The following is a 23896-nucleotide window of genomic DNA, read 5'->3' as shown; positions in this document are numbered from 1 at the left end:
TCTGAGCGTGCTGCCGTCCGGCCCCCGTGACCGGGCGGGGTGCCCTGGGGCACCCCGCCCGACGGCGTTCCGTCCGCCGGGGCGGCCGGCCTGCGGACCGGCGTCCCCGTCCGCGCCGGACGGACCGGCTCGGCCCCTGTCGGGGACAGCGGTGCGGCGCGGCGGGGGTGGGCCGCCGCGCCACGGATGTGGGGGTTCGGGCGTGCGGTGGGTCAGCCGGTGCTGCAGCTGACCGTGGGCCAGGTCCAGGTGCCGTTGGTCTGGATGGTGACACCCCAGTTGTTGCCGCTGCCGTTGGGCTTGGCGACCAGGGTCTGCGCATCCGGGTAGCTGGCGTTGATGTTCCAGGTGGAGAGGACCTTCTCCGGCGAGGGGACCTTCATGGTCACCGTCCAGCTGCTGGAGCCGGTCACCGAGACGTTCAGGTTGTACCGGTCACTCCACGACTGACCCGCCGACAGCGTCGCCGTGCAGCTCCCGCCGCCACCGGTCGTCCCGCCCGTGGTGCCACCGGTCGTCCCGCCCGTCGTCCCGCCAGTGGTGCCACCGGTGGTGGACCCGTCGGTGGGAGCGACGGCACGGCCGGTCTGCGGCGAGATCATGCCCGCGCACAGGCCGCGGCCGGCCAGCCCCTGCGCGATGCGCGGGATGGCGGCGAGGGTGTTGGCGGGCCACTCGTGCATCAGGATGATCTGCCCGTTGGTGAGCCGGGCGTTGGCCTGCACGATCGCGTCCGTGCTGGCGCCGTTCCAGTCCTGCGAGTCCACATCCCAGATGACCTGGGTCAGACCGTACTTGGCCTCCACCGACTGCAGGGTCGAGTTGGTCTCACCGTACGGCGGCCGGAAGAGCTTCGGCGTGCCGCCGCCGGCGCTGGAGATGGCCTGCTGGGTGCGGGAGACCTCGGAGTCGATCTGCGCCTGGCTCTCCTGGATCAGGTGGGGGTGGGTGTAGCTGTGGTTGCCGACCCACATGCCCGCGTTCACCTCCGCCTGCACCTGTGCCGGGTAGGCGGCCGCGTACTGGCCCTCGTTGAAGAGGGTGGCCCGCAGTCCGTTCTGCTTGAGCGCGTTGAGCAGAGCCGGGGTGTGGTCGTTGGAAGGTCCGTCGTCGAAGGTGATTCCGACGTATCCGTTGCAGGTGGCGGCGTGCGACGGCGCCGCGTCCAGGGTCAGGGTGCCGGCCAGTGCCATCACGGCGACTGCCAGCCCCGCGACCAGTGTGCGTATCGACGGAAGGGATGTGGTTCGCATGCGGGTGGGTCCTCCTCGTACAGGCGACCGTTGGTCGGACGGCGTCGATCGGACGAGCGTCCCGGAGGACCGGGGCTCAGTGCGGAGCCCCGGCCCCCCGAGGCATGCTGGGTGGTGCGGTGGATCAGCTCGGGCTGCAGGTGACCGTCGGCCAGGTCCAGGTGCCGTTGGTCTGGATGGTGGCGCCCCAGTTGTTGCCGCTGCCGTTGGGCTTGGCGACCAGGGTCTGCGCATCCGGGTAGCTGGCGTTGATGTTCCAGGTGGACAGGACCTTCTCCGGCGACGGGACCTTCATGGTCACGGTCCAGGTGCTGGACCCGGTCACCGAGACGTTCAGGTTGTACCGGTCGCTCCATGTGTCACCGGCGGAGAGGGTCGCGGTGCAGCTGCCGCCACCGCCGGTGGTCCCGCCGGTGGTGCCGCCCGTGGTGCCACCGGTCGTACCGCCCCCGGAGGAGGAGCCCACGGTGATGTTGGAGCTGCCGCTGCTCTGGTAACCCTCGGTGGCCAGGATCTCGTAGTTCATGGTGCCGAGGTTCATGCCGTACTTCGCCCACGCGTCGAAGTGGTTGCCGACGGTGATGGTGCCGCCGGTCCGCTTGGACTGCCGAACGCTCCAGTACTGGTTGAACGTGGAGCTGTCGCCCTCGATGGAGGGCGCGTTGACGCGCTGGGTCTCGTAGATGTCGTAGGTGCCGCCGTCAGTGGTGACGGTGCCCTTGTAGGTGCCGGTCGGCTTGTAGGAGCCGTAGTTGTCGACGATGTAGTACTCGACCAGCGGGTTGGTGGTCCAGCCGTACAGCGACAGGTACGAGTTGCCGTTGGTGGTCCAGGTTCCGGAGTAGGTCACCGGGTTGCGGTTACCGGTGCTCCAGCCCTTGCCGGCCACGAAGTTCGCCACGTTGTTGTACGTGGTGCTGTACTGGCCGCCGGATCCCATGGTCATGGAGGCCTGACCGGTGTTCTGGCTCCAGAACGAGTAGTAGTACCCGTTGTTGGTGCCGGTCTGGTTGGTGTTGACCGTGGTGTCCGCGTGCGCGGTGGCCGGGATCAGCAGCACGGCCGCGACCATCGCGAGGATCCACCTGAGGCGGCCACGGATGAGCAGCCTCGAGCGGGTGAGGGGGGAGTTCATCGACGTACGTCCTCCTGGTGAGGGCAGGTGGAACGCCGGGCAGCACAACACAGCCCGGCGGCCTCATGAGGGAGTGGCCGCAGTGAGGGGACCACAGTGCGGAGAGGGAGCGGACCTCAGCGGTTGCCCCGATCGGTCCTCGCCCGGATCGGCCGGCTCCGCGCCGGTTCGGGGCTGTCGATGCGACAGCACCTGGATCCGCTCTGGTTCGGGACCGCCGATGTCACGTGTGTGACAGCGGCTTTCCCCTGCCGAAGGCGAACGAGCTTCGGGTGTGCAGGGCCTTCACGATCACTGCAACCTCAGCTTCCGGTCTCCGGGCACGTCCGTGGGGGACATGTCCGGCGTTGGGATGGGGTGGGACCGTAACGCGTCGCCTTCGTTACGGAGAGGTTTCCGATCGCTGGAGAGTATGCAGTGGTGTCAGAGGTCAGTCAATGAGTCTCGTTTCCGAAACTTCTTCGAAACTAAAGGCCCACCAACCTGCTATTAGCAGCGAAATGTTTCGGCCTGTCCGGTCGATAGGGACAGGAGGACTCAAAGCGCCGCGCCGGATCCCTTGACGGGGCGTCAGCCCCGCCTTACGGTTCCGCGAGACCGTTCGCAAATTCGGCGAAACTTTCTGATGGCTTGTGTCACTGCGGGACCGCGCGGGCAGCAGCAGGAGAACCACGCCCGGACGGGTCCGCAGTCCATGAACCGGAGCAGCGACAGGTCTCCCCCACGGCAGGGAGATGAGGGCGGTTCGGCGCGATCGGGTGGTGTCGGCCGACCGACTCTCAGCCGGGGGGTGGGCGGCTGCCGCCCCCGGCCCGACCCAGGTGTCTGCGGCGTCACCTGGCCGGTCCGGGGCGTGGGCCGCCGACGTCGGCCCCGGGGGTGCGGACACCCCGGGGCCGATCTCACGCCCGCGGGGGTACGGCACCGACCGCGCCCGACCGGGACCGGCACCGCAGCATCCGGCCGCACAGGGCGAGGGCGCGGTCGGCGTTCCGCGGGGTCAGCACGTCCTGGGCGTGGACGCCGGGGACGCAGGCAGTCCGGAGGATCTCCTCCCCTGGTCCCGAGGCGACCCCGGGCACCGGGAAGCGGGAGCGCAGCCGGGTCGGCGCCAGGTACTCGGCCTCCCGGCGGGCGTCCGCGGCGGGGCCCGGGTAACGCTTCTCGACATGGGCCCGCAACTGGCGTGTGGCGCTGGCGCAGCCGTGTTCCAGCCGCAGGTTCTCCTCGTCCGCGTCCTCGTGCACCTGTCCTCCCTGGCTTCGTCGGCGCATACGGTCGAGCGGTTCCCCACCGGTCGCACGGCCCCCGGGCCGGTGTGCCGCGAAGGCGCGGCCGGCGGGCGCGACGGCCGCCACCGTGCCGGCCGTCCCCTGCTCCGGCTGTGTGCCCGGCTCGGGGGTCGGTATGAACGCCCGCATCGAGACTTGGTGACCGCACCCGCGGGGGCCCGGCGTCATGACCGGCCGAGCCGCGACGGCCGGGGCCCACCGGTGCCCGGTGGCGGGCCCGTGAGCCCGGCGCCGGTCTGCGGGGAGCCGCAGGCCGCGAGACGGATCCGGGATCGGGGCACGGCCGGAACGTCCCGCGTCCGTACGGTCGAACCCGGCACGCCCTCGCCGGGGACGCCGCGGCGCCGGGCCGGAGACCTGGGTCTCCGGCCCGGCGCCGTTGTGCCTGGAGGCGGCGGCCGGCGTCAGAAGGCGCCTATGCCGTTGGGGGTGCCCAGACCGGTGGGGCCGTCCCAGCCGGCTCGGGCGTTGCACCACTGCGAGGTCGGGCAGCTGCCGTTGCTGCCGGAGGTGACGTCCCACAGCGAGGACGAGTGGGTGTAGGGGTAGTTGTTGTCGATGGAGGCGGTGTTGCCGGCCAGGCCGTACACCGAGGCGATGATGGGGGAGGCGACGCTGGTGCCGCCGAAGACCATCCAGCCCGACAGGCCCTGGTAGGCGGTGCTGTCGTAGACGGCGACGCCGGTGGACGGGTTGGCGACCGCGGAGACGTCGGCCTCGGCACGCTTGCTGCACCCGGTGCTGAAGGACGCCGCGGAGGTGAGGGCGGTGTTGTAGGTGGAGCAGCCGCTGCCCGCACCGCTCCAGGCGGTCTCGGTCCAGCCGCGGGTGTTGGAGGCGGTGCTCAGGGTGGTGCCGCCGACGGCGGTCACATAGTGGGAGGACGCGGGGTAGCTCGCACCGTAGCCGCTGTCACCCGAACTGGCGGTGACGGCAATTCCCGGGTGGTTGTAGTACGACCCGTAAGTGGAGTCCGCCGCGTCGGATCCGCCGTAGCTGTTGCTGATCGCGACGACGCCGGGCGTGGCCGCCGCACGATTCACCGCGGCACCCAGATTGGCGAAGGAACTGGACTTGGCCTCCACCAGCAGAATGTGGCAGTTGGGGCAGATCGCCGACACCATGTCGATGTCCAGCGAGATCTCCTGGGCCCAGCCGCCGTTGGCACGCGGATAGCTCGTGCCGCCGTTCTGGTCGATCTTCTTGAAGCAGCCGTTGGCGGTGGTGCAGGCGGGGAGGCCGAACTGGCTGCGGTAGACGGCGAGATCGGCTTCGGCGGTGGGGGCGTCGTAGGCGTCGACGATGGCGACGGTGCGTCCTGCGCCGGCGGTGCCCGACGGGAGGTTGTAGGCCGACTGGAGGCTGGAGGGGCCGTAGCCGGAGGGAGTGGCGTTGGGGGATGCCTTCTGCACGGCCACGACGTCCGTGCGGACCAGGGCCTTGCAGGCGGCGAAGCCGGGCTTGGCGGTCGCACAGGAGTGCGCGGTGGCCTGGTTGGCCCCCGCGGCCTGGGAGGCTCCCACGGCCGGGCCCAGCAGCGCTAGCGGGATCGCCGCCAGGGCTGCGGTGGCCATGCCGAGAAGCCTTGAACGCAGGCGCATATGACGCTCCTTGAGGGGTGAGATCAAGCGATTGCGCCAGAGTGCCGGATGGCGCGTTCACGGCAAAAGCCATGGGTTGTTAAAGAATCGCGCGCTCCTGTGAACGGCAGGAAAAATTCCCCGCAGGCGCCCGGCAATTTCCCGCCATATGATCGGATGGCATCCGATGCCGAGTTGTGGTGCACATTCGCCGATTGGCCCGTTCTCACCGGCAAATCGTCCGCGCGGGTTGTGACGGATTACGACGGATAAGCCGGGCAGTTCGTACAACCACCCTTTGCTGTGGATTTGCCGCACACCCCTGCCGCCGTTGCGGAGCATCTCCCTTCCTTCAGGACGCACCGGGGAGCGGGGAGGTTCGCCGGAGCCCTCGATTCCGGCTCGCGGGGCGCCGCCCACCCGGGCATCCGCGGCGGGTCGCGCCGGCGGGTGGGGGACGATGTCCCTCCGCAGCCGCCCGGTGCGCGCACGCGGACACCGGCCCCCCGTCCCACGCGGTCGCACCGAGGTCTCGTCCTCCCCCACCGTCGGCGTCACACGGCGTCAGGCCTTCAAATACCTCTCAGTAAGAGCTAATCTGAAGGAGTGTCCCCCACCGACCCCACCGCCGAGCTGGCCGGACTGCTGGCCGGCATCCAGCGCCTGGTACGCCGCCGCCTGCGGCACGGGCTGCCCGGCACCCGGCTGCGCGGCGCCCAGGTGGAGCTGCTGCGCCTGGTCCAGGACAGCCCGGGGCTGCGGGTCTCCGCCGCCGCCAGGGAGCTGCGGCTGGCCGACAACTCCGTCTCCACGCTGGTCAACCAGCTGGTGGCGGCGGGGCTGCTGGTACGGGAGACCGACCCGGCGGACCGCCGGGCCGCACTGCTGCACGCCACCCCGGCCGCCGACGCCCGGCTGCGCGCCTGGGAGGACCGGAGAACCGCCCTGGTCGGCGAGCAGCTCGCCCGGCTCTCCGACGACGACCGGGCCGCCCTCGCCGCCGCACTGCCGGCCCTGCGCCGGATCGCCGAAGGACTCCACGAGGAGGCGGAAGCCCCATGACCCCACCGTCCGACCCGGCCGCGGAGGCGGTCGGGTGCACCGGCCTGATCTACTCCTTCGGCGACACCCGCGCCGTCGACGGTCTGGAGCTGTCCGTGCGGGCCGGGGAGGTCTTCGGACTGCTCGGCCCCAACGGCGCGGGCAAGACCACCGCGATCCGCGCCATCACCACCCTGCTGCCGGTACCGGCCGGAATGGTCCGGGTCTTCGGGCAGGACGTCGCCCGTGACCGGATGGCGGTGCGGCGGCTGCTCGGCTATGTGCCGCAGCAGCTCTCGGCCGACTCGGGACTGACCGGGCGGGAGAACGTCGCGCTCTTCGCCCGGGTCTTCGACGTCCCTCGCGCCGAGCGCGCCGAGCGGGTGGCGCAGGCGCTGGAGGCGGTGGACCTCGCCGACGCCGCCGACCGGATGGCCGCCACCTACTCCGGCGGCATGGTGCGGCGGCTGGAGCTGGCCCAGGCGCTGGTGAGCGCCCCCAGGCTGCTGATCCTGGACGAGCCCACCATCGGCCTGGACCCGATCGCCCGTACCGGGGTCTGGGACCGGATCACCGAGATCCGCACGGCCACCGGCATGACGGTGCTGGTCACCACGCACTACATGGACGAGGCCGACCAGTACTGCGACCGGGTCGGCCTGATGCACCAGGGCCGGATCCGGGCGCTCGGCACGCCGGCGGAGCTGAAGGCGCAGCTGCCCGCCGACGGCGGCACGGCCACGCCGCCGACCCTGGAGGACGTCTTCCGGCACTTCGCCGGCAGCCGGCTCGACAAGCCCGCAGGAGAGGACTTCCGCGATGTCCGACGCACCCGCCGCACCGCCTCGCGTGTCGGCTGAGCCGCGCCCGGCGGCCGAACCGCGGCTGCTGTTCACCGCCCCTCCGGTCCGGCCGGGGTGGCGGCAGGCACCCGCCCGGGTGGGCGCCATGTGCGTGGTGGAGCTGCAGAAGCTGCGCCACGACCGGACCGAGCTGTACACCCGGGCGGTGCAGCCCGCCCTGTGGCTGCTGATCTTCGGCGAGACCTTCACCCGGATCCGGGCGATCCCCACCGGCGGCATCCCGTACCTGGACTACCTGGCGCCGGGGATCATCGCCCAGTCCGCGATGTTCATCGCCATCTTCTACGGGATCATGATCATCTGGGAGCGGGACTCCGGCGTCCTCACCAAACTGCTGGTCACCCCGACGCCGAGGGCCGCCCTGGTGACCGGCAAGGCGTTCGCCGCAGGGGTGAAGTCGGTGATCCAGGCGGTGGTGGTGATCGTCATCGCCGCCCTGTTGGGCGTCGGGCTGACCTGGAACCCGCTGCGGCTGCTGGGTGTCGCGGCCGTGGTGGTGCTGGGCTCGGCGTTCTTCTCCTGCCTCTCCATGACCATCGCCGGTGTGGTGCTCACCCGGGACCGGCTGATGGGCATCGGGCAGGCCATCACCATGCCGCTGTTCTTCGGCTCCAACGCCCTCTACCCGGTCGCGGTGATGCCCGGCTGGCTGCGGGCGATCAGCAGGATCAACCCGTTGAGCTACCAGGTGGACGCGCTGCGCGGCCTGCTGCTGGGCGTCCATGCCCACCTGGCGGCGGACTTCGGCGTGCTCGCCCTGGCCGCCGCCCTCGGGATCGTCTCGGCCTCGGCCCTCCTGGGACGCCTGGCCCGCTGAGCCGGGCCCGGGACGGCTCCGGGCCCGCGCACCTCCTGTGCCGGTCCCGTACAACTCCAGACAGCAAACGACGACGGCCGCACCCGGGGGACTGCCGGGTGCGGCCGTCGCATGCATGTCCCGCGCACACCGCCGACGGGCACCCGGAAATCAGCGGACCTCGCGCGCCGCCACCCCGCGCCGGACTTCGCAACGGCCGAAACCGGGGACAAACCACCGGATCGGGTGCCGCGCATATCCGCGCGTGGACGCACCCGTCCCGAATCCCCGGTCGCCCTTTCGCTGAAAACGTCCTATCACCATATTCAATAACCTGCCGACAGTGCGGCGGGAGGGATATGGGCCGGTGGCATACCGGCTGCCCGCAGCGGTACGCACGCCACTTGGAACAGCGACAGCCGCCCGGCCCCCGTGGGTGGGCCGGCACTCGCCCTCGATCGCGGAACGCCGCGTTTCCGCAGCTCAGAACCGCCAAGACGCATCAGCCGGACGGATGTCCCGCCATGGGGCGCGCCTGGGCCCCGACTGCGCGCCCTCGGCGTTCCCGCGCCCCCCGGCCGAATAAGCGCCCCCCTCCCGCTCTGTTTTCCGAGCACGAGCCGGAATAGTTGCTTCGTCCAGGGAGCATGTATCCACCCGTGATCACCACGTGTGCGCAGCGAGGCGGCGAAGAAGCAAATGACGACGCGGTCGCCCCGGATTCGTAACAATTTTCTTCGCCCCGGCCGGCAGCACCGGCACGTCTTCTCCGTGCTCCCCCGCACACGTCTGCATCCATTCGTGCACCAGTTCCGAACCGGGAGGGAATGTGCCTGTCCCTGACAGCGTCGACGGATCCGCCGAGCCCGCACCCGACGCCACGCCCGCGGCGTCCGGCGGGCAGCTCACCAGCATCGGCACCCGGGCGGCGCGCCAGCTCGCCACCACCACCAAGTCCGAACCGCAGATGCAGGGCATCACCTCGCGGTGGCTGCTCAGGATGCTGCCCTGGGTGGACGTCAGGGGCGGCACCTACCGCGTCAACCGGCGCCTCCAGCTGCGGGTCGGACGGGGGCGGGTCCAGTTCGAGCACAACGGCTCCGACGACATCAGGGTCATCCCCGAGACGTTGACCGAGCTGCCGGCCCTGCGCGGCTACTCCGACACCGGTGTGCTGCGGGAGCTCTCCTCCCGGTTCCAGGTGCGGGAGATGCGCCCCGGCGAGGTGCTCTTCGAGGCGGGCCAGCCGGTCACCGAGGCGTATCTGGTCGTCCACGGCCGCTTCACCCGCCACACGGCGGGCCGGTACGGCGAGGAGGCGATCCTGGGGACGGTGACCGACGGCGACCAGCTGGGGGACGAGGCCATCGGCCGGACCGACCCGCTGTGGCTCAGCTCGGTGCGCGCCGACACCGCCGGGGTCGTGCTGGCACTCCCCTGGGCCGCCCTCCTGGACCTCGTCGGACGCACCCCGTCCCTCGCCGCCCATCTGGACGCCTACGCGGTGCAGCAGAGCAGGCCCGTCAACCGCAAGGGCGAGGCCGACCTCCCCGTCCAGGCCGGGCATGTGGGCGAGCCGACCATCGACGGCGGGTTCGTCGACTACGACCTCACCCCGCGCGAGTACGAGCTGTCCCTCACCCAGACCGTCCTGCGCGTCCACACCAGGGTCGCCGACCTCTACAACGACCCCATGGACCAGACCGAGCAGCAGCTCCGTCTGACCATCGAGGGGATCCGCGAGCGCCAGGAGTGGGAGCTGGTCAACAACCGGGAGTTCGGACTGCTGCACAGTGCGGACTACGGGCAGCGGATCAGCAGCCTCACCGGGCCGCCGACCCCCGACGACCTCGACGAGCTGCTGTCCATGCGGCGCAAGACCCGGTTCTTCCTCGCCCATCCCAAAGCCATCGCCGCCTTCTTCCGGCAGTGCAACCGGCGCGGCCTGATGCCCGCCGGCACGGATCTGGACGGACACCAGGTGCCCGCCTGGCGGGGGGTGCCGATCCTCCCCTGCGGCAAGATCCCGGTCAGCGCGCAGCACACCAGCAGCATCATCGCGCTCCGCACCGGTGAGGCCGACCAGGGTGTCGTCGGCCTGCACCAGACGGGTATCCCCGAGGAGTACCAACCGGGGCTCAACGTACGGTTCATGGGCATCGACGAGAGTGCGATCACCAAGTACCTGGTCACCGCCTACTACTCGATGGCCGTCCTGGTGCCCGACGCCGTGGGCATCCTGGAGAACGTCCAGCTCGGACGGACCGCCGAATGAGCGCACCCACCGGATCCGTCCCCTCCGGTCCGCCGGACACCGCCGCGGCCGGGGCCGCCCCCTCGGCCGGCGTCCCTGCGGCCGGAGCACCCGCCGGAGCACCCGTGCCCGGAGCGTCCTCGGGCGGCGCCCCCTCCGTCCCTCGCTGCCGTCTGCCGGGTCCGCCGAGCCTGTCCCGCACCGTACGCCCGGCCCGGCGCGGCGGGCCCGTCCCCGGGCTGCGGTACCGGCCCGCGGTACCCGCCGACCCCGGGAAGGTCAGGGAGGTCGACCGCAGGCTGGAGGACTGGGCCCGCCGGTTCGACCTGTTCCCCCCGGCCTGGCTGGAGGACTTCGCCGGGTTCCAGGTCGGCCGGGCCGTCGTACTCCAGCACCCGGGCGCGGCCGACCTGGAACGCCTCACCGTGGCCGGTGAGCTGCTGCTGGCCGAGAACCTGGTCGACGACTGCTACTGCGAGAACGAGGGCAAGGGCGGTTCGCCGCGCGGCCTGGGCGGCCGGCTGATCATGGCCCAGTCGGCCATCGACCCGTACCACGGCACCCCCGAGCTGGAGGAGCAGTGGCGGCTCGGGATGCAGGCGGACGGGCCGCTGCGCTCGTACCACCTGGCGCTGAGGGACTACGCCGCCTTCGCCACGCCCAGCCAGTCGACCCGCTTTGTGCACGACATCGCCCGTCTCCACCTCGGGTACCTCGCCGAGGCCGCCTGGACCGAGACCGGACATGTGCCCGAGGTCTGGGAGTACCTGGTGATGCGGCAGTTCAACAACTTCCGCCCCTGTCTGTCGATCGTGGACGCCGTGGACGGCTACGAACTGCCCGAGGCCGTCTACTCCCGGCCCGAGATCCAGCGGATCACCGCACTCGCCTGCAACGCCACCACCATCGTCAACGACCTGTACTCCTTCACCAAGGAGCTGGCCCACGACCCCACCCATCTCAATCTCCCCCAGGTGATCGCGGCCAGGGAGAAGTGCGGGCTCAGGACCGCCTATCTGCGGGCGGTCGAGGTCCACAACCGCGTCATGCAGGCCTTCGAGGAGGAGTCCGCGGAGCTGTCCGCCACCTCCCCGGTCGTCGCGCGCTACGCCGAGGGGCTCGCGGCCTGGGTCGCCGGCAACCACGAGTGGCACGCCACCAACTCCCACCGCTACCACCTGCCGAACTACTGGTAGGTCCCAGCTGCCCGACCACTTCCGGTTCCAGTTCACCAGTACAACCATGAGGAGCAAACGTTGACGACCGCCGACACCACCACAGCGCCGGTGCCGACCCAGTCCACGTACCAGAACCGCGTCGCGGACTACTGGAACGCCGAGGAGAACCCGGTCAACGTCGAACTCGGGAAGATCGACGACCTCTACCACCACCACTACGGCATCGGTGAGGCCGACTGGTCCGTGCTCGACGAGCCGGACCCGGCCCGCCGCCGGACGCGGATCACCGCCGAGCTGCACCGGCTGGAACAGGCCCAGGCCGACCTGCTCGCCGGTCACCTGGGGCCGCTCGCCCCCACCGACCGGGTCTTCGACGCCGGCTGCGGGCGCGGCGGCGGCAGCGTCGTGGCCCATCTGCGGTACGGCTGCCACGCCGACGGCGTCACCATCTCGCGCAAGCAGGCCGACTTCGCCAACGAACAGGCCCGTAAGCGGAGCATCAGCGACAAGGTGCGGTACCACCACCGCAACATGCTCGACACCGGCTTCCGCACCGGGGCGTACGCGGCGTCCTGGAACAACGAGTCCACCATGTACGTCGAACTGGACCTGCTGTTCGCCGAGCACGCCCGGCTGCTGCGCCGGGGCGGGCGCTATGTGACGGTCACCGGCTGCTACAACGACACCTACGGACGGGCCTCGCGCGAGGTCTCCCTCATCAACTCCCACTACATCTGCGACATCCACCCCCGGTCGGCCTACTTCCGGGCCATGGCCGCCAACCGCCTCGTACCCGTCCATGTGCAGGACCTGACCGATGCCACCATCCCGTACTGGGAACTGCGCAAGCAGGCGGAGCACCTGGTCACGGGCATCGAGGACACGTTCCTGACGGCCTACCGGAACGGCAGCTTCCAGTACCTGCTGATCGTGGCCGACCGGGTCTGAGCACCCCCTCGCTGACCGACCCGCCCGCGGCCCGTCCCATCCGGACGGTCCGCGAGCGGTGGATCCGCTGCGGCCGCACCCGGGGAACGGGGCACTCCGGGTGCGGCCCCGCAGCGGACCTTCCGCCCCGCCCACCACGTGCCGGCCTGCGCGCCGCCCCGGTACACCGGCCCCGGCCCGGCCGCCGGGCAACTCGCCCGTCACGCGCGGAACAGGGACGGCTCTCGGGACGGCGTCCGCACTCCAGGTCGTTGGGCAGGGCCCGCTGCCCCGGTGCCCGGGCTCGTGAGGAGCCGGCCGTCCGTGGACAGCGGTGGATGCGCGAGGAAGGGCAGGTAGTGCCGGGTGAAGAGAGTCGTGGTGAGTTCCCTCCGGCTGCGGACCCCGGTCTTGTCGAAGATCTTCCGCAGATGGTCCTGGACCGTGTACTCGGTGATGTGGAGGGCTGCGGAGATCTCGTGCGTCGAACCGGCCGTGGAGCACCTGCTGCGTGACGTCGCGCTCACGGGGGGAGAGGCCGTAGCTGTCCAGGACGAGGGCTGCCAGTTCGGTGGGCTGGCTCGGGGTGATGGCCGCGTAGGTGATCTCTTCACCGGGGGGTCCCTGCTGCCAGGCGTTCATGGTGATCCAGCGGCCGTTGAGCGCACGGGCACGGGCCGACGCCGGGGCTCCCGGCTCGCCGTGCCGGGCCCGGCTCAGGACGGCGGACAGGGCGTAGGCGGTGGGTGTCTGCGGGGAGCGGTGGTGCTCGGTGATCCGGGCGAGCCAGTAGTCGGCCGTCGGACTTGAGGACAGGACACGCCCGTCCCGGTCGGCGACGACGAGTCCTGGGGCGTCCGGGGTCGCGGCGTCGTCCGTTCCGGCGAGGAGCAGGGCCCGGCGCAGGGCGATGGCACCGGATGCGCCGACAGCGGCGGCCCTGTGTCTCTCCGCCGGGCTGAACGGACGGGCGTCGGGCGCCCGGCAGAGCACGAGGAGGCCCCATGTGTGCCCGTCCGCCTTGAGCGTGACGCGCAGTTCGTCCGCGAGGCCCGCGGGGGCGAGGATGTCGCGATAGTAGACACTTTCGGTGTTGCGGCCGCCGGTCGACTGGCTGAGCAGACTGACCGCGTCCGGACGGCGCGCGAGGGCACGGATGTTGTCCATCCCCGGGGCGCTCGACATGGACGCCCCGGTCGTGCGGGCCGACCGTGCGAAGCTGTCGGACGCCCTCGCCCCCTGCCACTGACAGGGGCCCGGACGCCGCCCCCGTTCTCCTCGGGCGTCAGCGCGATCGGCGGCCGCGGCGATCACCGTCCCGCCGTAGCTGTGGCCGGCCGGCGCCGCACTGGTGATGTGGGCGCGGTCGAGGAGCCGCGGTGCGTCGTCGGCGTATGTGTCGAGGTCGGTGGTCGCGACCGTCACGTTGTCGTCCGGCCGCAGACCTGTCGGGGTCAGGGCGTGAAGGGCATGACTCGCGCGCTCCCGTCGGCCTGTCAGGGGAGCCGCATGGAGTCCCGCCGGAGGCTCGTATGTGACAGCCGGCCCGAGGCGGACGCGGTCCGGACGTCCCGTCAGGGCATCAACTCTGCCGCTGCCGACCCAGGTTGAGCAGCACCTCACCGAGCTGGCCCGCGGTGAGGGCGGATGCGGGCAGTGGCGTCGCGGTGGGGCCGGCGCGCAGTCCGTCGAGCAGCAGGTCCAGCGGGCGCCGCCAGCCCTCCGGCGCGACCGCGGTGAGCGCCGGGACCGCCCGGCCCAGCGCCGCCAGGGCGAACAGCAGGTCCTCGGTGGTGACGTCCGCGCGGACGGTGCCCTGCCGGCGGGCGCGGCGGAGCAGCCCGCCGACGGTCTCCCGGTTGTGCGCATGGACGGCCTCCAGCGAGGTGACGCCCTCCAGGCCGGTGGTCATCAGGTCGTTGGTACCGCGGTCCGCGGCCAGGCCCGCGAAGACGGTGTGCAGATACCCGGTCAGACCCGTCCACGCGTCCTCGGCGGTCCGCGCCCGCTCGCCGGCCGCCGTGGTCTCCGCGAGCGCACCGGAGAAGACCTCGTCGACGAGGGCGGCGCGGCCCGGGAAGTGGCGGTAGAGCGTGGCGTTGCCGACGCCCGCCCGCCGGGCGATCTCGTCGAGCGGGGCGTCCAGGCCCTGTTCGGCGAAGACCTCTCGGGCCGCCTCCACCAGCAGCTGCCGGTTGCGCAGCGCATCGCGCCGGCGCACCGTCGGCGGTTCGCCCACCATGCCTCCGTCTTGTCAGCGTAACGGGGAGCACTCCCCGGTACGAATGCTATCGTCGGCAGAGAACCGGGGACTGATCCCCGTTTCTGCTGCCAGGGGGCCGCGGACGTCCGCGGGCACCCGCGGACCCTCACGGAAGGCGCAGACGTGGCTGACACCGCACTCGTGCTCGGCGGCGGCGGACCGGTGGGCGGGGCCTGGCTGGCCGGGGTGCTCGCCGGGCTCACCGACTCCGGGGTCGACCCCGCCCGTGCCGATGTGGTGATCGGCAGCTCCGCCGGAGCCGTGTTCGGAACCCGACTGCTGTCCGGCGTGTCCGCCCGGGAGCTGTACGAGCGCCAGCTCTCCGGCGCCGACGCGGTCCGGCTGCCGGTGACGGCGGGGCGGACGGCCCGCTACCTCTGGGCCGCGCTCGGCTCCCGCGACCCGCAGCGGTCCACGGCCCGCCTCGCCCGGGCGGCGCTGCGCGCCCGTACCGGCCCGGAGGCAGACGTCCTCTCGACCGTCGGTGTGCTCCTGGACGGCAGACACGACTGGCCCGCGCGGGAGCTGCGGATCGCCGCCGTCGACACCCTGACCGGTCAGGTCGAGGCGTTCGACTCGCACTCCGGGGTGACGCTGCTCGAAGCAGTGGCGGCCAGCTGCGCGGTGCCCGTCGTATGGCCGCCCGTCCAGGCCGCGGGCCGACGCTGGATGGACGGCGGCAGCCGCTCGACGGCCAACCTCCAGCTGGCACGCGGGTACCGCCGGGTGCTGGCGGTCGTACCGCTCCCCCGCGCGGTCGGGCCGCACCCCAGCGCCGCGCAGCAGGCCGCCGAACTCTCCGCGGACGGGGCGGGCGTCGCCCTCCTCACCCCGGACCGGGCCGCGCGCCGCGCGATGGGCCGCAACATGGTGGACGACGCACGCCGGCCCGCCGCCGCCCGCGCGGGCCACGCCCAGGCCACCGCGCTGGCCGCCGCGGTGGCCGAGGTCTGGAACGGCTGACACCCGGCGCGGCGGCCCGGGAGTGCGGGATCAGCGCAGGGAGCGGAGGAAGGCGGGCGAGAAGGGTACGAGCTCCCCGGCGCGACCGTCGCGGATCTTCGCGGCCCACTCCGGGTCCGCGATCAGCGCGCGCCCGACGGCCACCAGGTCGAACTCGTCGCGCTCCAGCCGGTCCAGCAGCGGACGGATGTCCGAGACCCCGGCCTGCTCGCCGCGGAACGCCGCGATGAACTCGTTGTCCAGGCCCACCGATCCGACGGTGATGACCGGCCTGCCGGTGAGCTTCCGAGTCCAGCCCGCCAGGTTGAGGTCGGAGCCCTCGAACTCGGGCAGCCAGTAGCGGCGCGTGGAGGAGTGGAAGACGTCCACACCCGCGACGGCCAGCGGAGTGAGGATCGCCTCCAGCTCCTCGGGTGTGGAGGCCAGGCGCGCGTCGTAGTTGCCCATCTTCCACTGGGAGGTGCGGAAGACGATCGGGAAGTCGGCCGGGACCGCGCCGCGGCAGGCGGCCACGATCTCGGCCGCGAACCGGGTACGGGCGACCGGGTCGCCCCCGTAGGAGTCGGTGCGGCGGTTGGTGCCCTCCCACAGGAACTGGTCGATGAGGTATCCGTGGGCGCCGTGCAGTTCGATCCCGTCGAAGCCGGCGCGCACCGCGGCGGCCGCCGCGGTGGCGAAGGCCGCGACGATGTCGTCCAGATCGCCCAGCGTCAGGGCGCGGCCCGACGCGGCGCCGTCCAGCCCGATGCCGGAGGGGCCCACCGCCGGGGCGTCGGGGAACGGCGGCGCGCCCGCGGTCCTGGCCATGCCCACATGCCACAGCTGCGGGATGATCCGCCCGCCCTCGCGGTGGACGGCCTCGGCCACCGCGGCCCAGCCGGCCAGGGACTCCTCACCGTGGAAACGCGGCACGCGGTCGCTCAGGCCCGCCGACGGGTGGTCGACATAGGTTCCCTCGGTGACGATCAGTCCGGTGCCGCCCGCGGCGCGGCGCGCGTAGTACTCCGCGACATCGGCGCCGGGCACACCGCCGGGTGAGAACTCGCGGGTCATGGGCGCCATGACGATGCGGTTCGGGACGGTCAGGCTGCCCACCGAGAACGGGCGGAACAGCGTCTGCGCGGCACGGTCGGCGGTGTTCCTGGACTGCACGCTGATGCTCCTCTTCCGACGGGGGCCGCCCTCCTCGGGCGCGGCCCGCCAGCGGCAACACCACGACCGGAGCGGATCTTCCGCCCCGGCCCTGTTGTCCGGCTCACACGGCCGTCCGCGGGCGGTGGCGGGACCCCCGCAGGCATCCGGCCGCCGCACACGGACGGCCTGGCGGGTCATCACTCCGGGGGTGTCGGCATCCCCGGACCCTTGAGCATGGCCTGGACATCCAGCTCCAGCTTGATCCGGGGGCCCACGACGGCGATGCCGCGGGCCAGCATGGAGCGCCAGTTGAGGGTGAAGTCCTCGCGGTGGAGCTCACCGGTGGCCAGGGCCGCACAGCGCAGCTCCTCGCCGTACCCGCCGTTGACCATGCCCAGGTAGTTGGTGTCCAGCTGGACGGAGCGGCTGATGCCGTGCATGGTGAGCGCGCCCTGCACGGTCCACTTGGCGCCGTGGCGGTGGATCAGGCGGTCACTGCTGAAGTGCAGGTACGGGTAGCGCTTGACGTCCAGGAAGTCGGCCGACCGCAGATGGGTGTCGCGGGTCCGGTTGCCGGTGGTGATGGAGGCCGCGTCGATGGTGATCTCGATGTGCGAGTCCTCCATCCGCTCCCCGATGCGGATCCCGCCCTTGAAGCTGGTGAACCGGCCGTGCACATGGGCCATGCCCACGTGCTGCGCGATGAAGCGGATGGCGGTGTGCGGCGGGTCGAAGACCCAGGCCCCGGCGACCGGCAGCTCCTTGAGCGGGGAGGGCATCAGCTGCACCGGCCCGGCGTGGACGCGTTCGCCGGAGGCGACGGTGACCTCCGAGCGGACCGATTCCAGGCTGTCCGCGCTCACCACCAGCTGGTACTGACCGGGTGGCAGCGTGGCGACGAACCGTCCGAAGGGGTCGCTGGTGGCCGTCACGATCGGGGCACGGGTCAGCGCCTCGTAGACGGTGATCTCCGCACCGCGCAGTGCGGTGCCCATCGGATCCAGCACTTCGCAGCTGATGACGCCCGACCCGCGGGGCGGCGCCGGCAGCAGCGGGGCGCCGGTCCCGCTCGTCCGTGAACGCCTGCCCCGGAGCAGCCCGAGAGGCATCGCCATCCTCCTTCGCCGGACCACCCAGAGGGGATCCCGTTGTTGCCCACAGGCCGGCTCCCTTTGGCCGACCCGAATTCGTCAGTAGGCAGAATATCCCCTCTGACGTGCTGTTTTTCTTCAGGGGGGTGATCGATGCGTGGGAGAATCTTCACGACAACGCACGTTGTGCGGCGATCCTGCGAGTGAATCCCGCACCCCGACCGGCGGAGCGGTGCCGTACGGACCGCCCTGTGCACCCGCCGGTACCGCGGGGGAAGAGCCCGCACATGGTCGTCGCGGGAGGCCAGCGGGGCGTCCAGCGGGGTGGTGAGCACCCGGTAGCGGTTCCGGGTGTCGTCCGCGCACGCCTGCCCTTCCAGGGACAGGACAGGACCGGGCCGGGCCCGCCGGCTCCGAACACGGCGCCCGCGCCCTCGCAGACGATCACGTCAGGTCCGGGCTCGTACTCGCCGGTGTCCGGGTTCAGCACCTCTGGGCCGGGGCGGAAGATCTGGATGGTGTCCACAAGGATGCGGGTCTCGACGATCGGGGCGACAGCGGCCAGGGACAGGCCCTCAGAGGGATTGGTCATCGGATCGGCAGAGCCAGTCGCTCAGTCAGTGAAGCGCGCACTCCCAGGGCTCCAGCTCCGGCTCGCCAGGTGGGAGCTGGCCGGTGCAGTAGCGGTGGAGAAACGTGGCAGCGCGTCGCTCCGCGTACTTTTCGTTGATGGGCTCTCCATGTTCGTCAAGTTCGAGGACGTTGACGAAGATGGCGAAGCACGTCTCCATCTGGCTGGGTGAGTCCTCAAGCTCGTCCCAGTAGTTGATGCCCTGCAGCAAGGGGTGCCCTACTGAGCCGCGAGCGACCCACCCGGCAAAGCGCCGGATCGCTCCCGATGCGCCGGAGCTGAGATGCGACGACATGCGTTCAACCCTAGGTCCGGGTCCTGGCATGGCGTCAAACGCTCGCCTCGCGCCGAGGAGCCGGGATGATCCAAGGTGCCGTATCCCAGCCGTCTCTCCGTCCCGCAGTGGGCTCCGCAGCCACCCGCATGCTCTCTGGCGGTCGCATCGGCGGTAGGTACCCCGTCTCTCACGCGCTGGCGGGTACTGCAGCCCACGCGTCGATCTCGACGCGGAACGCGGGGTGCACCAACCCGCCGACCTGGACAAGGGAGCAGGCGGGGGGACGCTCAGGGTTCTGGTGCTCGTCTCGTACGCGGCGGAATGCCGGCAGATCCTGCAGATCGGTGAGGTAGACCGTCAGTTTGATCACATGGTCGAGGGACGAGCCCGCTGCCGCGAGGGCAGTGGCCAGGTTCGCGTATACCTGGCGTATCTGGGCCTCGGCGTTCCCCTCGCCCACCAGTCGGCCTTCGTGGTCCACCGGGACCTGGCCCGAGACCGCCACGACCGCGCCCGTGAATGCCACCGCATGGCTGTAGCCGTTCGTCGGTGGAGCGCCCTCAGGTCGTACAAAGTGCCGCATCGTCACATCTCCGTTCAGTGAGCCGCAAGCCGCCACGATGAAGGCTGGGTTCTGCTGCAGTCAAGCTTCGCTGACATCGCTCAGCCTTCGGCAAGGCAGGACAAAAAGCCCCGCCCCGACGAGAGGTCGGGAGACGGGGCTCATGGGGAACTGCGGTTCAGGGGCAACCCAGCCCGAGGGGAGAGGCGGGCAGGGAGGCGGGCGGCATCGGCCGTGGACGGGCCGTACCGTGGCGTCCCGGCGGGTTCCCGGCGCGGGGTGGCGGCCGACGCCGGGGAGCCACCGGCGCGGCTCCTCGGCATCGGGCCTGCTACGGCAGCTCCCCCGTGCCTGCCAGGAAGAACGCTAGAAGCCGGCGTACCGCCCGGGCCACCGTGCACGCTGCTCAGCTTCGGCGTCCGGCTGTGCACGGTGCCCAGTCACCGCCCGCACCGCGTGGACGAGGTCGTGGATGCCCGAACCGGTCGTCAGGAGGTCCCGCTGGAGCAGGCCTTCGACCGCTCGCAGGTGCGCCCGGACGGTGTTGCGGCTCAGGCCCAGCTGTCCGGCGGTCCGCTGGGCGTCCGCGCCTGCCTCGATCCAGGCCCGCACGGTGAGGTACAGCTGCTGGCGCTCGTCGTCTCGGAGCGGCTTGAGCAGCAGTTCCGCCCATTCCCTCGCGGGCCGGGTGCGGAGCAGCTCCTCCAGGGTGGGCACGGCCTTCCCGGCGTCCCCCGGATCCCCGGGGTCGTCTGCGGGGACCAGGGAGCCGCTGTGCGCACCGACCAGCGACAGCGCCAGGTCGAGCGCCGCGCGGACCCGGACCTCACCGAGGTCCACTCCCAGGGCGGCCTCCGCCCGTCGGCAGTGCGCGGCCACGGTGTTGCGGCTGATCTGCAGCAGACGCGCGACCGCGGAGCGCGGGAAGGTCACAGCCAGCCGTGTGATGTCGCGGGTGAGCCTCGGGACGGTGTCCAGCGGCTCCACATAGGCGCGTGCCCAGGCGAGGGCGGCCCGGCCGGGCAGCAGGTGCACCAGTGAGGGCTGGCCGCGGTAGGACGCCAGTCGCTGCGGGGAGTTGCGGGCGACGGCCAGGGCGTGCAGGGCCTCACCGTAGGCCCTGGCGGTGGCGTCGAGCGGGTACGGCCTGCTGACGCCCAGTGCGTACGCGGCGTTCTCCCTGACCAGACGCCGCAGCACCGCGCCGCGGCCGAGCTGCCCGCCCGCGCCGGAGTCCTCGGCGACCGGGCAGATCAGATGCTCGTCGAAGGCCGGGCAGTGGACCATCAGGTCCGGGCCGTGGTAGCCGGAGGGGTCCTGGTAGGCGCGGACCAGCCGGTCCCGGTCGGCCGGAGGGCAGTGCAGCAGGTACACCCGTGCCTTCTCGGCGGAGAGCAGCGGCGGCACGTCACCAGTGGTCATCCGCCGGGCGAGGGTGGTGTCCCCCGCCATCAGGGCGGTCAGCACCGCGAACCGCACCTGCCGTGCCTTCTGCTCGTACCCGCGCGAGCTGCCGTCGGCCTCCGACGCCCTGCCCAGCAGCTCCACCAGGCCCCCGGTCCTCGACGCCAGCTGCGCCGCCTCCCGCGTCAGCTCCTCCGGGCTGACCGTCACCAGCACCGGCCGCGGCTCCCGTCCGGCGAACGCCTCGAGGCGTACCTCCACCCCGCCGACCTGCGCCGTCGCGGCAGCCAGCCGCCCCTGGGCCAGACGTGCCAGCTGCCCGTCCAGGGCACCGAGCACCGCGCCGGGGAACCCCGGGGTCGCGGCCCGGACCGTTCCCGAACCGCCGAGCCAGGCGGCCTCCGCCCCGATCCGCTGCCCCAGCCAGCGCAGCACCTCCCCGAGCGACCCCTGCCGCCGCACCACACGCAGCAGCTCGTCGAGGTCCTCGGCGTACCCCGGCGCGCCCACGGTCCGACCTCCCGTGTCCCGCGGCCCCGGATCCCGGGCCGTCCGTTCCATTCCTACACGACGGAGCCGTCTGGCGGTCCGGCGGTGTCGTGGGGCAGCGCCTGCGCTACGCGGTGGGTGTCCGCTCCTGAGCGTGCGGCAGCTCGTCCAGGTGCTCCCGCGCCCAGGCGCAGGCGGCATTCAGCGGACCGAGCAGCGAACGCCCCAGTTCGGTGAGGGCGTACTCGACCCGGGGCGGGTTCTCGTCGTACGCGGTCCGGGTGACCCAGCCGTCGCGCTCCATCGCGCGCAGCGTCTCCGTCAGCACCTTCGGGGCGACCCCCCGGAGAGCCGCCTTCACCTCGCCGAACCGGCGGCCGCCGTCCTCGAGGCAGCGCAGGATCAGGCCGCTCCACTTGTCGCCCACCCGGATGGGCATGCGGTGGCTGCAGCGAAGGTCGAACACGCCGGCGTCCAGGGGCGCTGTCATCCCTCGACGATAGCGCCGGTTCCGTTGCAGTAACCGGGCACCTCCCTCCTACTGTCCTCAGTCGACAGGCCCCGACGGGGAGTTCAGGGAGGAACCATGAAGAAGATCGTGATCTTCGGCGCCGGCGGACGTGTGGGACGCGCGGCGGTGGCCGAGGCCGTACGGCGCGGGCACACGGTGACGGCGGTGGTGCGGGACCCGGACAGGTATGCGGAACTCGGCGCCCAGGAGGGGGTGACGGCGGTGCGCGGCGACGCGACGGACGCCGGGTCGGTGGCGGTGGTCGCGGCGGGGCACGACGCGGCCGTGAACGCCTCGGTGCGGCTGGACGTGCCGGCCGAGCAGTACTTCACCGCGACCGCGCGGGCACTGGTCGACGGCCTCGGGCGAGCGGGGGTGCGACGGCTCCTGGTCCTGGGCGTCGCGACGACGCTGGAGACGTCGCCGGGCGTGAGGATGATGGACGATCCCCAATTCCCGGAGGAGTACCGGTTGTTCTCCCAGGGGCATGTCGCCGAGTTCGAGCTGCTGCGGGCCACGGCCGCCGAGCTCGACTGGCTGATGGTGGTCCCGCCGCTGGACCTGGACGCCGGGGCCGAGGACACCGGGCACTACCGGAGTGCGGTCGGCGAGGTGGTCGGGCAGGGACGCATATCGCATGCGGACCTGGCGGTGGCACTGCTGGACGAGATCGAGACGCCGCGGCACCACGGGGTGCAGTGGGCGGTCTCGCACTGAGGGGAGACCGGGCGGCGAGGGGCCCCGCCGGAAGACACACGTGTCCCTCCGGGGGCTCCGTCACCGGTCGCAAACGCCGTACCGAGGCTGCCTGCGACGGCTGGAACCCCTCCCGATAGGGTGACTCTGATGGGCCATCAGACGTTCTGAGGCCCCGTACGGAGGCCCGGCCCCACCGTCGCAGGCGGCCAGGCCGGGCAGCAGCTCAGCACCGTTCCAGGCGGCCCGTCCGCACCAGACGCTCACCCGAGGCAGGGACCATGGCCGACACCGCGCCGGTGGCCGATCTCACCGGCTGGCGAAGCACCGCCTTCAGCTTCGCCGGTCTCACCCATGACTGCTTCGAGAAGGGCGAGGGGCCCGGGGTGGTGCTCGTCCCGGAGATTCCCGGGGTCACCCCCGAGGTGCTGGGGCTGGGCGAGCACCTGGTCTCCGAGGGCTTCACCGTGGTGATCCCCTCGCTCTTCGGGAGTCCCGGCCGGCGCGACACGACGGCCCACACGCTGCTGGTCTTCGCCCGGGTGTGCGTCTCGGCGGAGTTCCGGGCGCTGGCGCTGCGCTCCTCCCGGCCCGTCGCCGACTATCTGCGCGCACTGGCGCGGGATCTGGCCGCCCGCACCCCGGCCCCGGGGGTGGGCGTCATCGGCATGTGCTTCACGGGCGGGTTCGCCCTGGCCGCCGCCGTGGACGAGGTGGTCCTCGCCCCGGTGCTGAGTCAGCCGTCGGTCCCGCTGCCCCTGACCGCCGCCCACCGTGCGGACCCGGGCCTCTCCCCCGACGAGCTGGAGCAGATCACCGACCGGACCAAGAACGCCGGGCTGTGCGTACTGGGTCTGCGCTTCAGTGAGGACCGGCTGGCCCCGGCCGAGCGCTTCACAGCCCTTCGCGAGCGGCTGGGGAGTGCCTTCGAGTGCATCGAGCTCGACTCCTCCCCGGGCAACAGCACAGGGTTCGGCCGCAGCGCGCACTCGGTCCTGACCCGTGAGGTCCGCGAGGTGGAGGGCCACCCGGCGTACCGGGCCCGCGAGGAGGTCGTGGCGTTCCTCAACCGCCGGCTGCGTCCCTGACGCGGTGCGCGGCGCGGGCCGCCCGTGACGGGCCCGACGCACCCTCAGGAGGTCGGCGACTGCCGCTTGGCCGGGTGGCCCGCACCGTTCCGGTGCGGGCCACCCGTTCGTACAGGGCGGCACTGTCGTGGCCGGGCGCCAAGCGTCCGTGTCCGACCCGCTCCCCGCAGGCGCCGCGCGGGCGTCGCGCGGGCGTCGCGCGGGCGTCGCGCGGGCGTCGCTGACGGCCCGTCGAGGCAGGTGACGACGCCGCGCACCCCGGTCGCCGGTGAGGGCCTGGCGACATGGGCGTCATGGCCCGGGTCGCCCCCGGCCAGGATCTCCCCGCGACCGCCTCACCAGGACGTGCCTGGCCCGGCGGCCGCGAGGAACCCGGGTGGACCACCTCCGCCCGGTGCCGCTCCCGGCCGGTGGGGTCACCAGGGCCCCGGCGCACGGCGCCGCCGCTCAGCGCCCGGCGTTCCGCCG

Annotated in this window: 21 protein-coding genes; 9 read left to right on the top strand and 12 right to left on the bottom strand. The window is 72.1% G+C overall.

The genetic code is table 11. The features are described 5' to 3' along the window. Positions 1-212: 212 nt before the first annotated feature. The 4 genes from AOK09_RS16190 to AOK09_RS16175 all read right to left on the bottom strand — a co-directional run bounded on the left by AOK09_RS16190 (position 213) and on the right by AOK09_RS16175 (position 5281). Positions 213-1253, bottom strand: coding sequence for a polysaccharide deacetylase family protein (locus AOK09_RS16190; protein WP_055587906.1), 1041 nt, complete (start codon positions 1251-1253; stop codon positions 213-215). Positions 1254-1377: 124 nt separating this feature from the next. Beyond that, entirely contained in the window at positions 1378-2388 is a 1011-nt protein-coding gene (locus AOK09_RS16185) for a glycoside hydrolase family 11 protein (protein WP_055587905.1), read from the bottom strand. A gap of 902 nt (positions 2389-3290) precedes the next feature. Next, positions 3291-3635: a hypothetical protein gene (locus AOK09_RS16180; protein ID WP_055587904.1), complete on the bottom strand. Its 345-nt coding sequence runs from the start codon at positions 3633-3635 to the stop codon at positions 3291-3293. A gap of 449 nt (positions 3636-4084) precedes the next feature. After that, positions 4085-5281 carry a S53 family peptidase gene (locus tag AOK09_RS16175; protein ID WP_055587903.1) on the bottom strand — a complete coding sequence of 399 codons (1197 nt, stop codon included), beginning with the start codon at positions 5279-5281 and terminating at the stop codon, positions 4085-4087. A gap of 585 nt (positions 5282-5866) precedes the next feature. On the opposite strand from AOK09_RS16175, the gene AOK09_RS16170 reads away from it, so the two are divergent. The 6 genes from AOK09_RS16170 to AOK09_RS16145 all read left to right on the top strand — a co-directional run bounded on the left by AOK09_RS16170 (position 5867) and on the right by AOK09_RS16145 (position 12340). Further along, on the top strand, positions 5867-6322 hold the full coding sequence (locus AOK09_RS16170; protein WP_055587902.1) for a MarR family winged helix-turn-helix transcriptional regulator: 456 nt from the start codon (positions 5867-5869) through the stop codon (positions 6320-6322). Continuing rightward, positions 6319-7161: an ABC transporter ATP-binding protein gene (locus AOK09_RS16165; RefSeq protein WP_055587901.1), complete on the top strand. Its 843-nt coding sequence runs from the start codon at positions 6319-6321 to the stop codon at positions 7159-7161. The genes AOK09_RS16170 and AOK09_RS16165 overlap by 4 nt, the downstream gene beginning before the upstream one ends. After that, positions 7121-7981: an ABC transporter permease gene (locus AOK09_RS16160; protein WP_055587900.1), complete on the top strand. Its 861-nt coding sequence runs from the start codon at positions 7121-7123 to the stop codon at positions 7979-7981. Before AOK09_RS16165 ends, AOK09_RS16160 begins: the two co-directional genes overlap by 41 nt. 808 nt (positions 7982-8789) lie before the next feature. After that, positions 8790-10235, top strand: coding sequence for a family 2B encapsulin nanocompartment shell protein (locus AOK09_RS16155; RefSeq protein WP_055587899.1), 1446 nt, complete (start codon positions 8790-8792; stop codon positions 10233-10235). After that, the gene (locus tag AOK09_RS16150) at positions 10232-11410 is read left to right on the top strand and encodes a family 2 encapsulin nanocompartment cargo protein terpene cyclase (protein WP_245687317.1); all 1179 of its coding nucleotides are present in this window, start codon (positions 10232-10234) and stop codon (positions 11408-11410) included. The genes AOK09_RS16155 and AOK09_RS16150 overlap by 4 nt, the downstream gene beginning before the upstream one ends. A 60-nt stretch (positions 11411-11470) precedes the next feature. Further along, a complete protein-coding gene (locus tag AOK09_RS16145; RefSeq protein WP_055587898.1) occupies positions 11471-12340 on the top strand; it encodes a geranyl diphosphate 2-C-methyltransferase in 870 nt (289 codons plus the stop codon). Positions 12341-12540: 200 nt separating this feature from the next. On the opposite strand, the gene AOK09_RS16140 is transcribed toward AOK09_RS16145, so the two are convergent. Continuing rightward, positions 12541-12846, bottom strand: a complete 306-nt coding sequence (locus tag AOK09_RS16140) for a LuxR C-terminal-related transcriptional regulator (RefSeq protein ID WP_055587897.1) — start codon at positions 12844-12846, stop codon at positions 12541-12543. Between the two features lie 1055 nt (positions 12847-13901). Then, a complete protein-coding gene (locus AOK09_RS16135) occupies positions 13902-14561 on the bottom strand; it encodes a TetR/AcrR family transcriptional regulator (protein ID WP_055587896.1) in 660 nt (219 codons plus the stop codon). A gap of 144 nt (positions 14562-14705) precedes the next feature. On the opposite strand from AOK09_RS16135, the gene AOK09_RS16130 reads away from it, so the two are divergent. Then, complete coding sequence (locus AOK09_RS16130; RefSeq protein WP_055587895.1) at positions 14706-15545, top strand: patatin-like phospholipase family protein; 840 nt, start codon at positions 14706-14708, stop codon at positions 15543-15545. 30 nt (positions 15546-15575) lie between these two features. Here AOK09_RS16130 and AOK09_RS16125 read toward each other — a convergent pair whose 3' ends face one another. From AOK09_RS16125 to AOK09_RS16100, 6 genes are all read right to left on the bottom strand, one after another. Beyond that, positions 15576-16703, bottom strand: a complete 1128-nt coding sequence (locus AOK09_RS16125; protein WP_245687319.1) for an NADH:flavin oxidoreductase — start codon at positions 16701-16703, stop codon at positions 15576-15578. 173 nt (positions 16704-16876) lie between these two features. Beyond that, positions 16877-17788 carry a YceI family protein gene (locus AOK09_RS16120; RefSeq protein WP_055587893.1) on the bottom strand — a complete coding sequence of 304 codons (912 nt, stop codon included), beginning with the start codon at positions 17786-17788 and terminating at the stop codon, positions 16877-16879. Positions 17789-18387: 599 nt separating this feature from the next. Beyond that, positions 18388-18696 (bottom strand): DUF7677 family protein, encoded by a 309-nt coding sequence (locus tag AOK09_RS16115; protein WP_245687316.1) that lies wholly within the window; start codon positions 18694-18696, stop codon positions 18388-18390. A gap of 169 nt (positions 18697-18865) precedes the next feature. Continuing rightward, positions 18866-19261: a RidA family protein gene (locus AOK09_RS16110; protein ID WP_055587917.1), complete on the bottom strand. Its 396-nt coding sequence runs from the start codon at positions 19259-19261 to the stop codon at positions 18866-18868. 345 nt (positions 19262-19606) lie between these two features. Then, a complete protein-coding gene (locus tag AOK09_RS43195) occupies positions 19607-21154 on the bottom strand; it encodes a helix-turn-helix domain-containing protein (protein ID WP_063795974.1) in 1548 nt (515 codons plus the stop codon). Between the two features lie 106 nt (positions 21155-21260). Beyond that, positions 21261-21623, bottom strand: coding sequence for a winged helix-turn-helix transcriptional regulator (locus tag AOK09_RS16100; RefSeq protein WP_055587892.1), 363 nt, complete (start codon positions 21621-21623; stop codon positions 21261-21263). Positions 21624-21719: 96 nt separating this feature from the next. Between AOK09_RS16100 and AOK09_RS16095 the strand changes: the two genes are divergently transcribed. Both AOK09_RS16095 and AOK09_RS16090 read left to right on the top strand, forming a co-directional pair. Continuing rightward, positions 21720-22361: an NAD(P)-dependent oxidoreductase gene (locus AOK09_RS16095; RefSeq protein WP_079063106.1), complete on the top strand. Its 642-nt coding sequence runs from the start codon at positions 21720-21722 to the stop codon at positions 22359-22361. Positions 22362-22621: 260 nt separating this feature from the next. After that, on the top strand, positions 22622-23428 hold the full coding sequence (locus AOK09_RS16090) for a dienelactone hydrolase family protein (protein ID WP_055587891.1): 807 nt from the start codon (positions 22622-22624) through the stop codon (positions 23426-23428). Positions 23429-23896: the final 468 nt, after the last annotated feature.

The organism is Peterkaempfera griseoplana, assembly GCF_001418575.1.
GTDB classification, from domain to species: Bacteria; Actinomycetota; Actinomycetes; order Streptomycetales; family Streptomycetaceae; genus Peterkaempfera; species Peterkaempfera griseoplana.
The sequence above is the reverse complement of the archived record's forward strand: the minus strand, read 5'-3'. Positions and strand labels throughout refer to the sequence as shown.

Bases quoted from the DNA above. Each gene is read 5' to 3' on its own strand.
- AOK09_RS16190 (WP_055587906.1), bottom strand. From the start codon at position 1,253: ATGCGAACCACATCCCTTCCGTCGATACGCACACTGGTCGCGGGGCTG.
- AOK09_RS16185 (WP_055587905.1), bottom strand. From the start codon at position 2,388: ATGAACTCCCCCCTCACCCGCTCGAGGCTGCTCATCCGTGGCCGCCTC.
- AOK09_RS16175 (WP_055587903.1), bottom strand. From the start codon at position 5,281: ATGCGCCTGCGTTCAAGGCTTCTCGGCATGGCCACCGCAGCCCTGGCG.
- AOK09_RS16165 (WP_055587901.1), top strand. From the start codon at position 6,319: ATGACCCCACCGTCCGACCCGGCCGCGGAGGCGGTCGGGTGCACCGGC.
- AOK09_RS16160 (WP_055587900.1), top strand. From the start codon at position 7,121: ATGTCCGACGCACCCGCCGCACCGCCTCGCGTGTCGGCTGAGCCGCGC.
- AOK09_RS16150 (WP_245687317.1), top strand. From the start codon at position 10,232: ATGAGCGCACCCACCGGATCCGTCCCCTCCGGTCCGCCGGACACCGCC.
- AOK09_RS16135 (WP_055587896.1), bottom strand. From the start codon at position 14,561: ATGGTGGGCGAACCGCCGACGGTGCGCCGGCGCGATGCGCTGCGCAAC.
- AOK09_RS16120 (WP_055587893.1), bottom strand. From the start codon at position 17,788: ATGCCTCTCGGGCTGCTCCGGGGCAGGCGTTCACGGACGAGCGGGACC.
- AOK09_RS16115 (WP_245687316.1), bottom strand. From the start codon at position 18,696: ATGTCGTCGCATCTCAGCTCCGGCGCATCGGGAGCGATCCGGCGCTTT.
- AOK09_RS16110 (WP_055587917.1), bottom strand. From the start codon at position 19,261: ATGCGGCACTTTGTACGACCTGAGGGCGCTCCACCGACGAACGGCTAC.
- AOK09_RS16100 (WP_055587892.1), bottom strand. From the start codon at position 21,623: ATGACAGCGCCCCTGGACGCCGGCGTGTTCGACCTTCGCTGCAGCCAC.
- AOK09_RS16095 (WP_079063106.1), top strand. From the start codon at position 21,720: ATGAAGAAGATCGTGATCTTCGGCGCCGGCGGACGTGTGGGACGCGCG.
- AOK09_RS16090 (WP_055587891.1), top strand. From the start codon at position 22,622: ATGGCCGACACCGCGCCGGTGGCCGATCTCACCGGCTGGCGAAGCACC.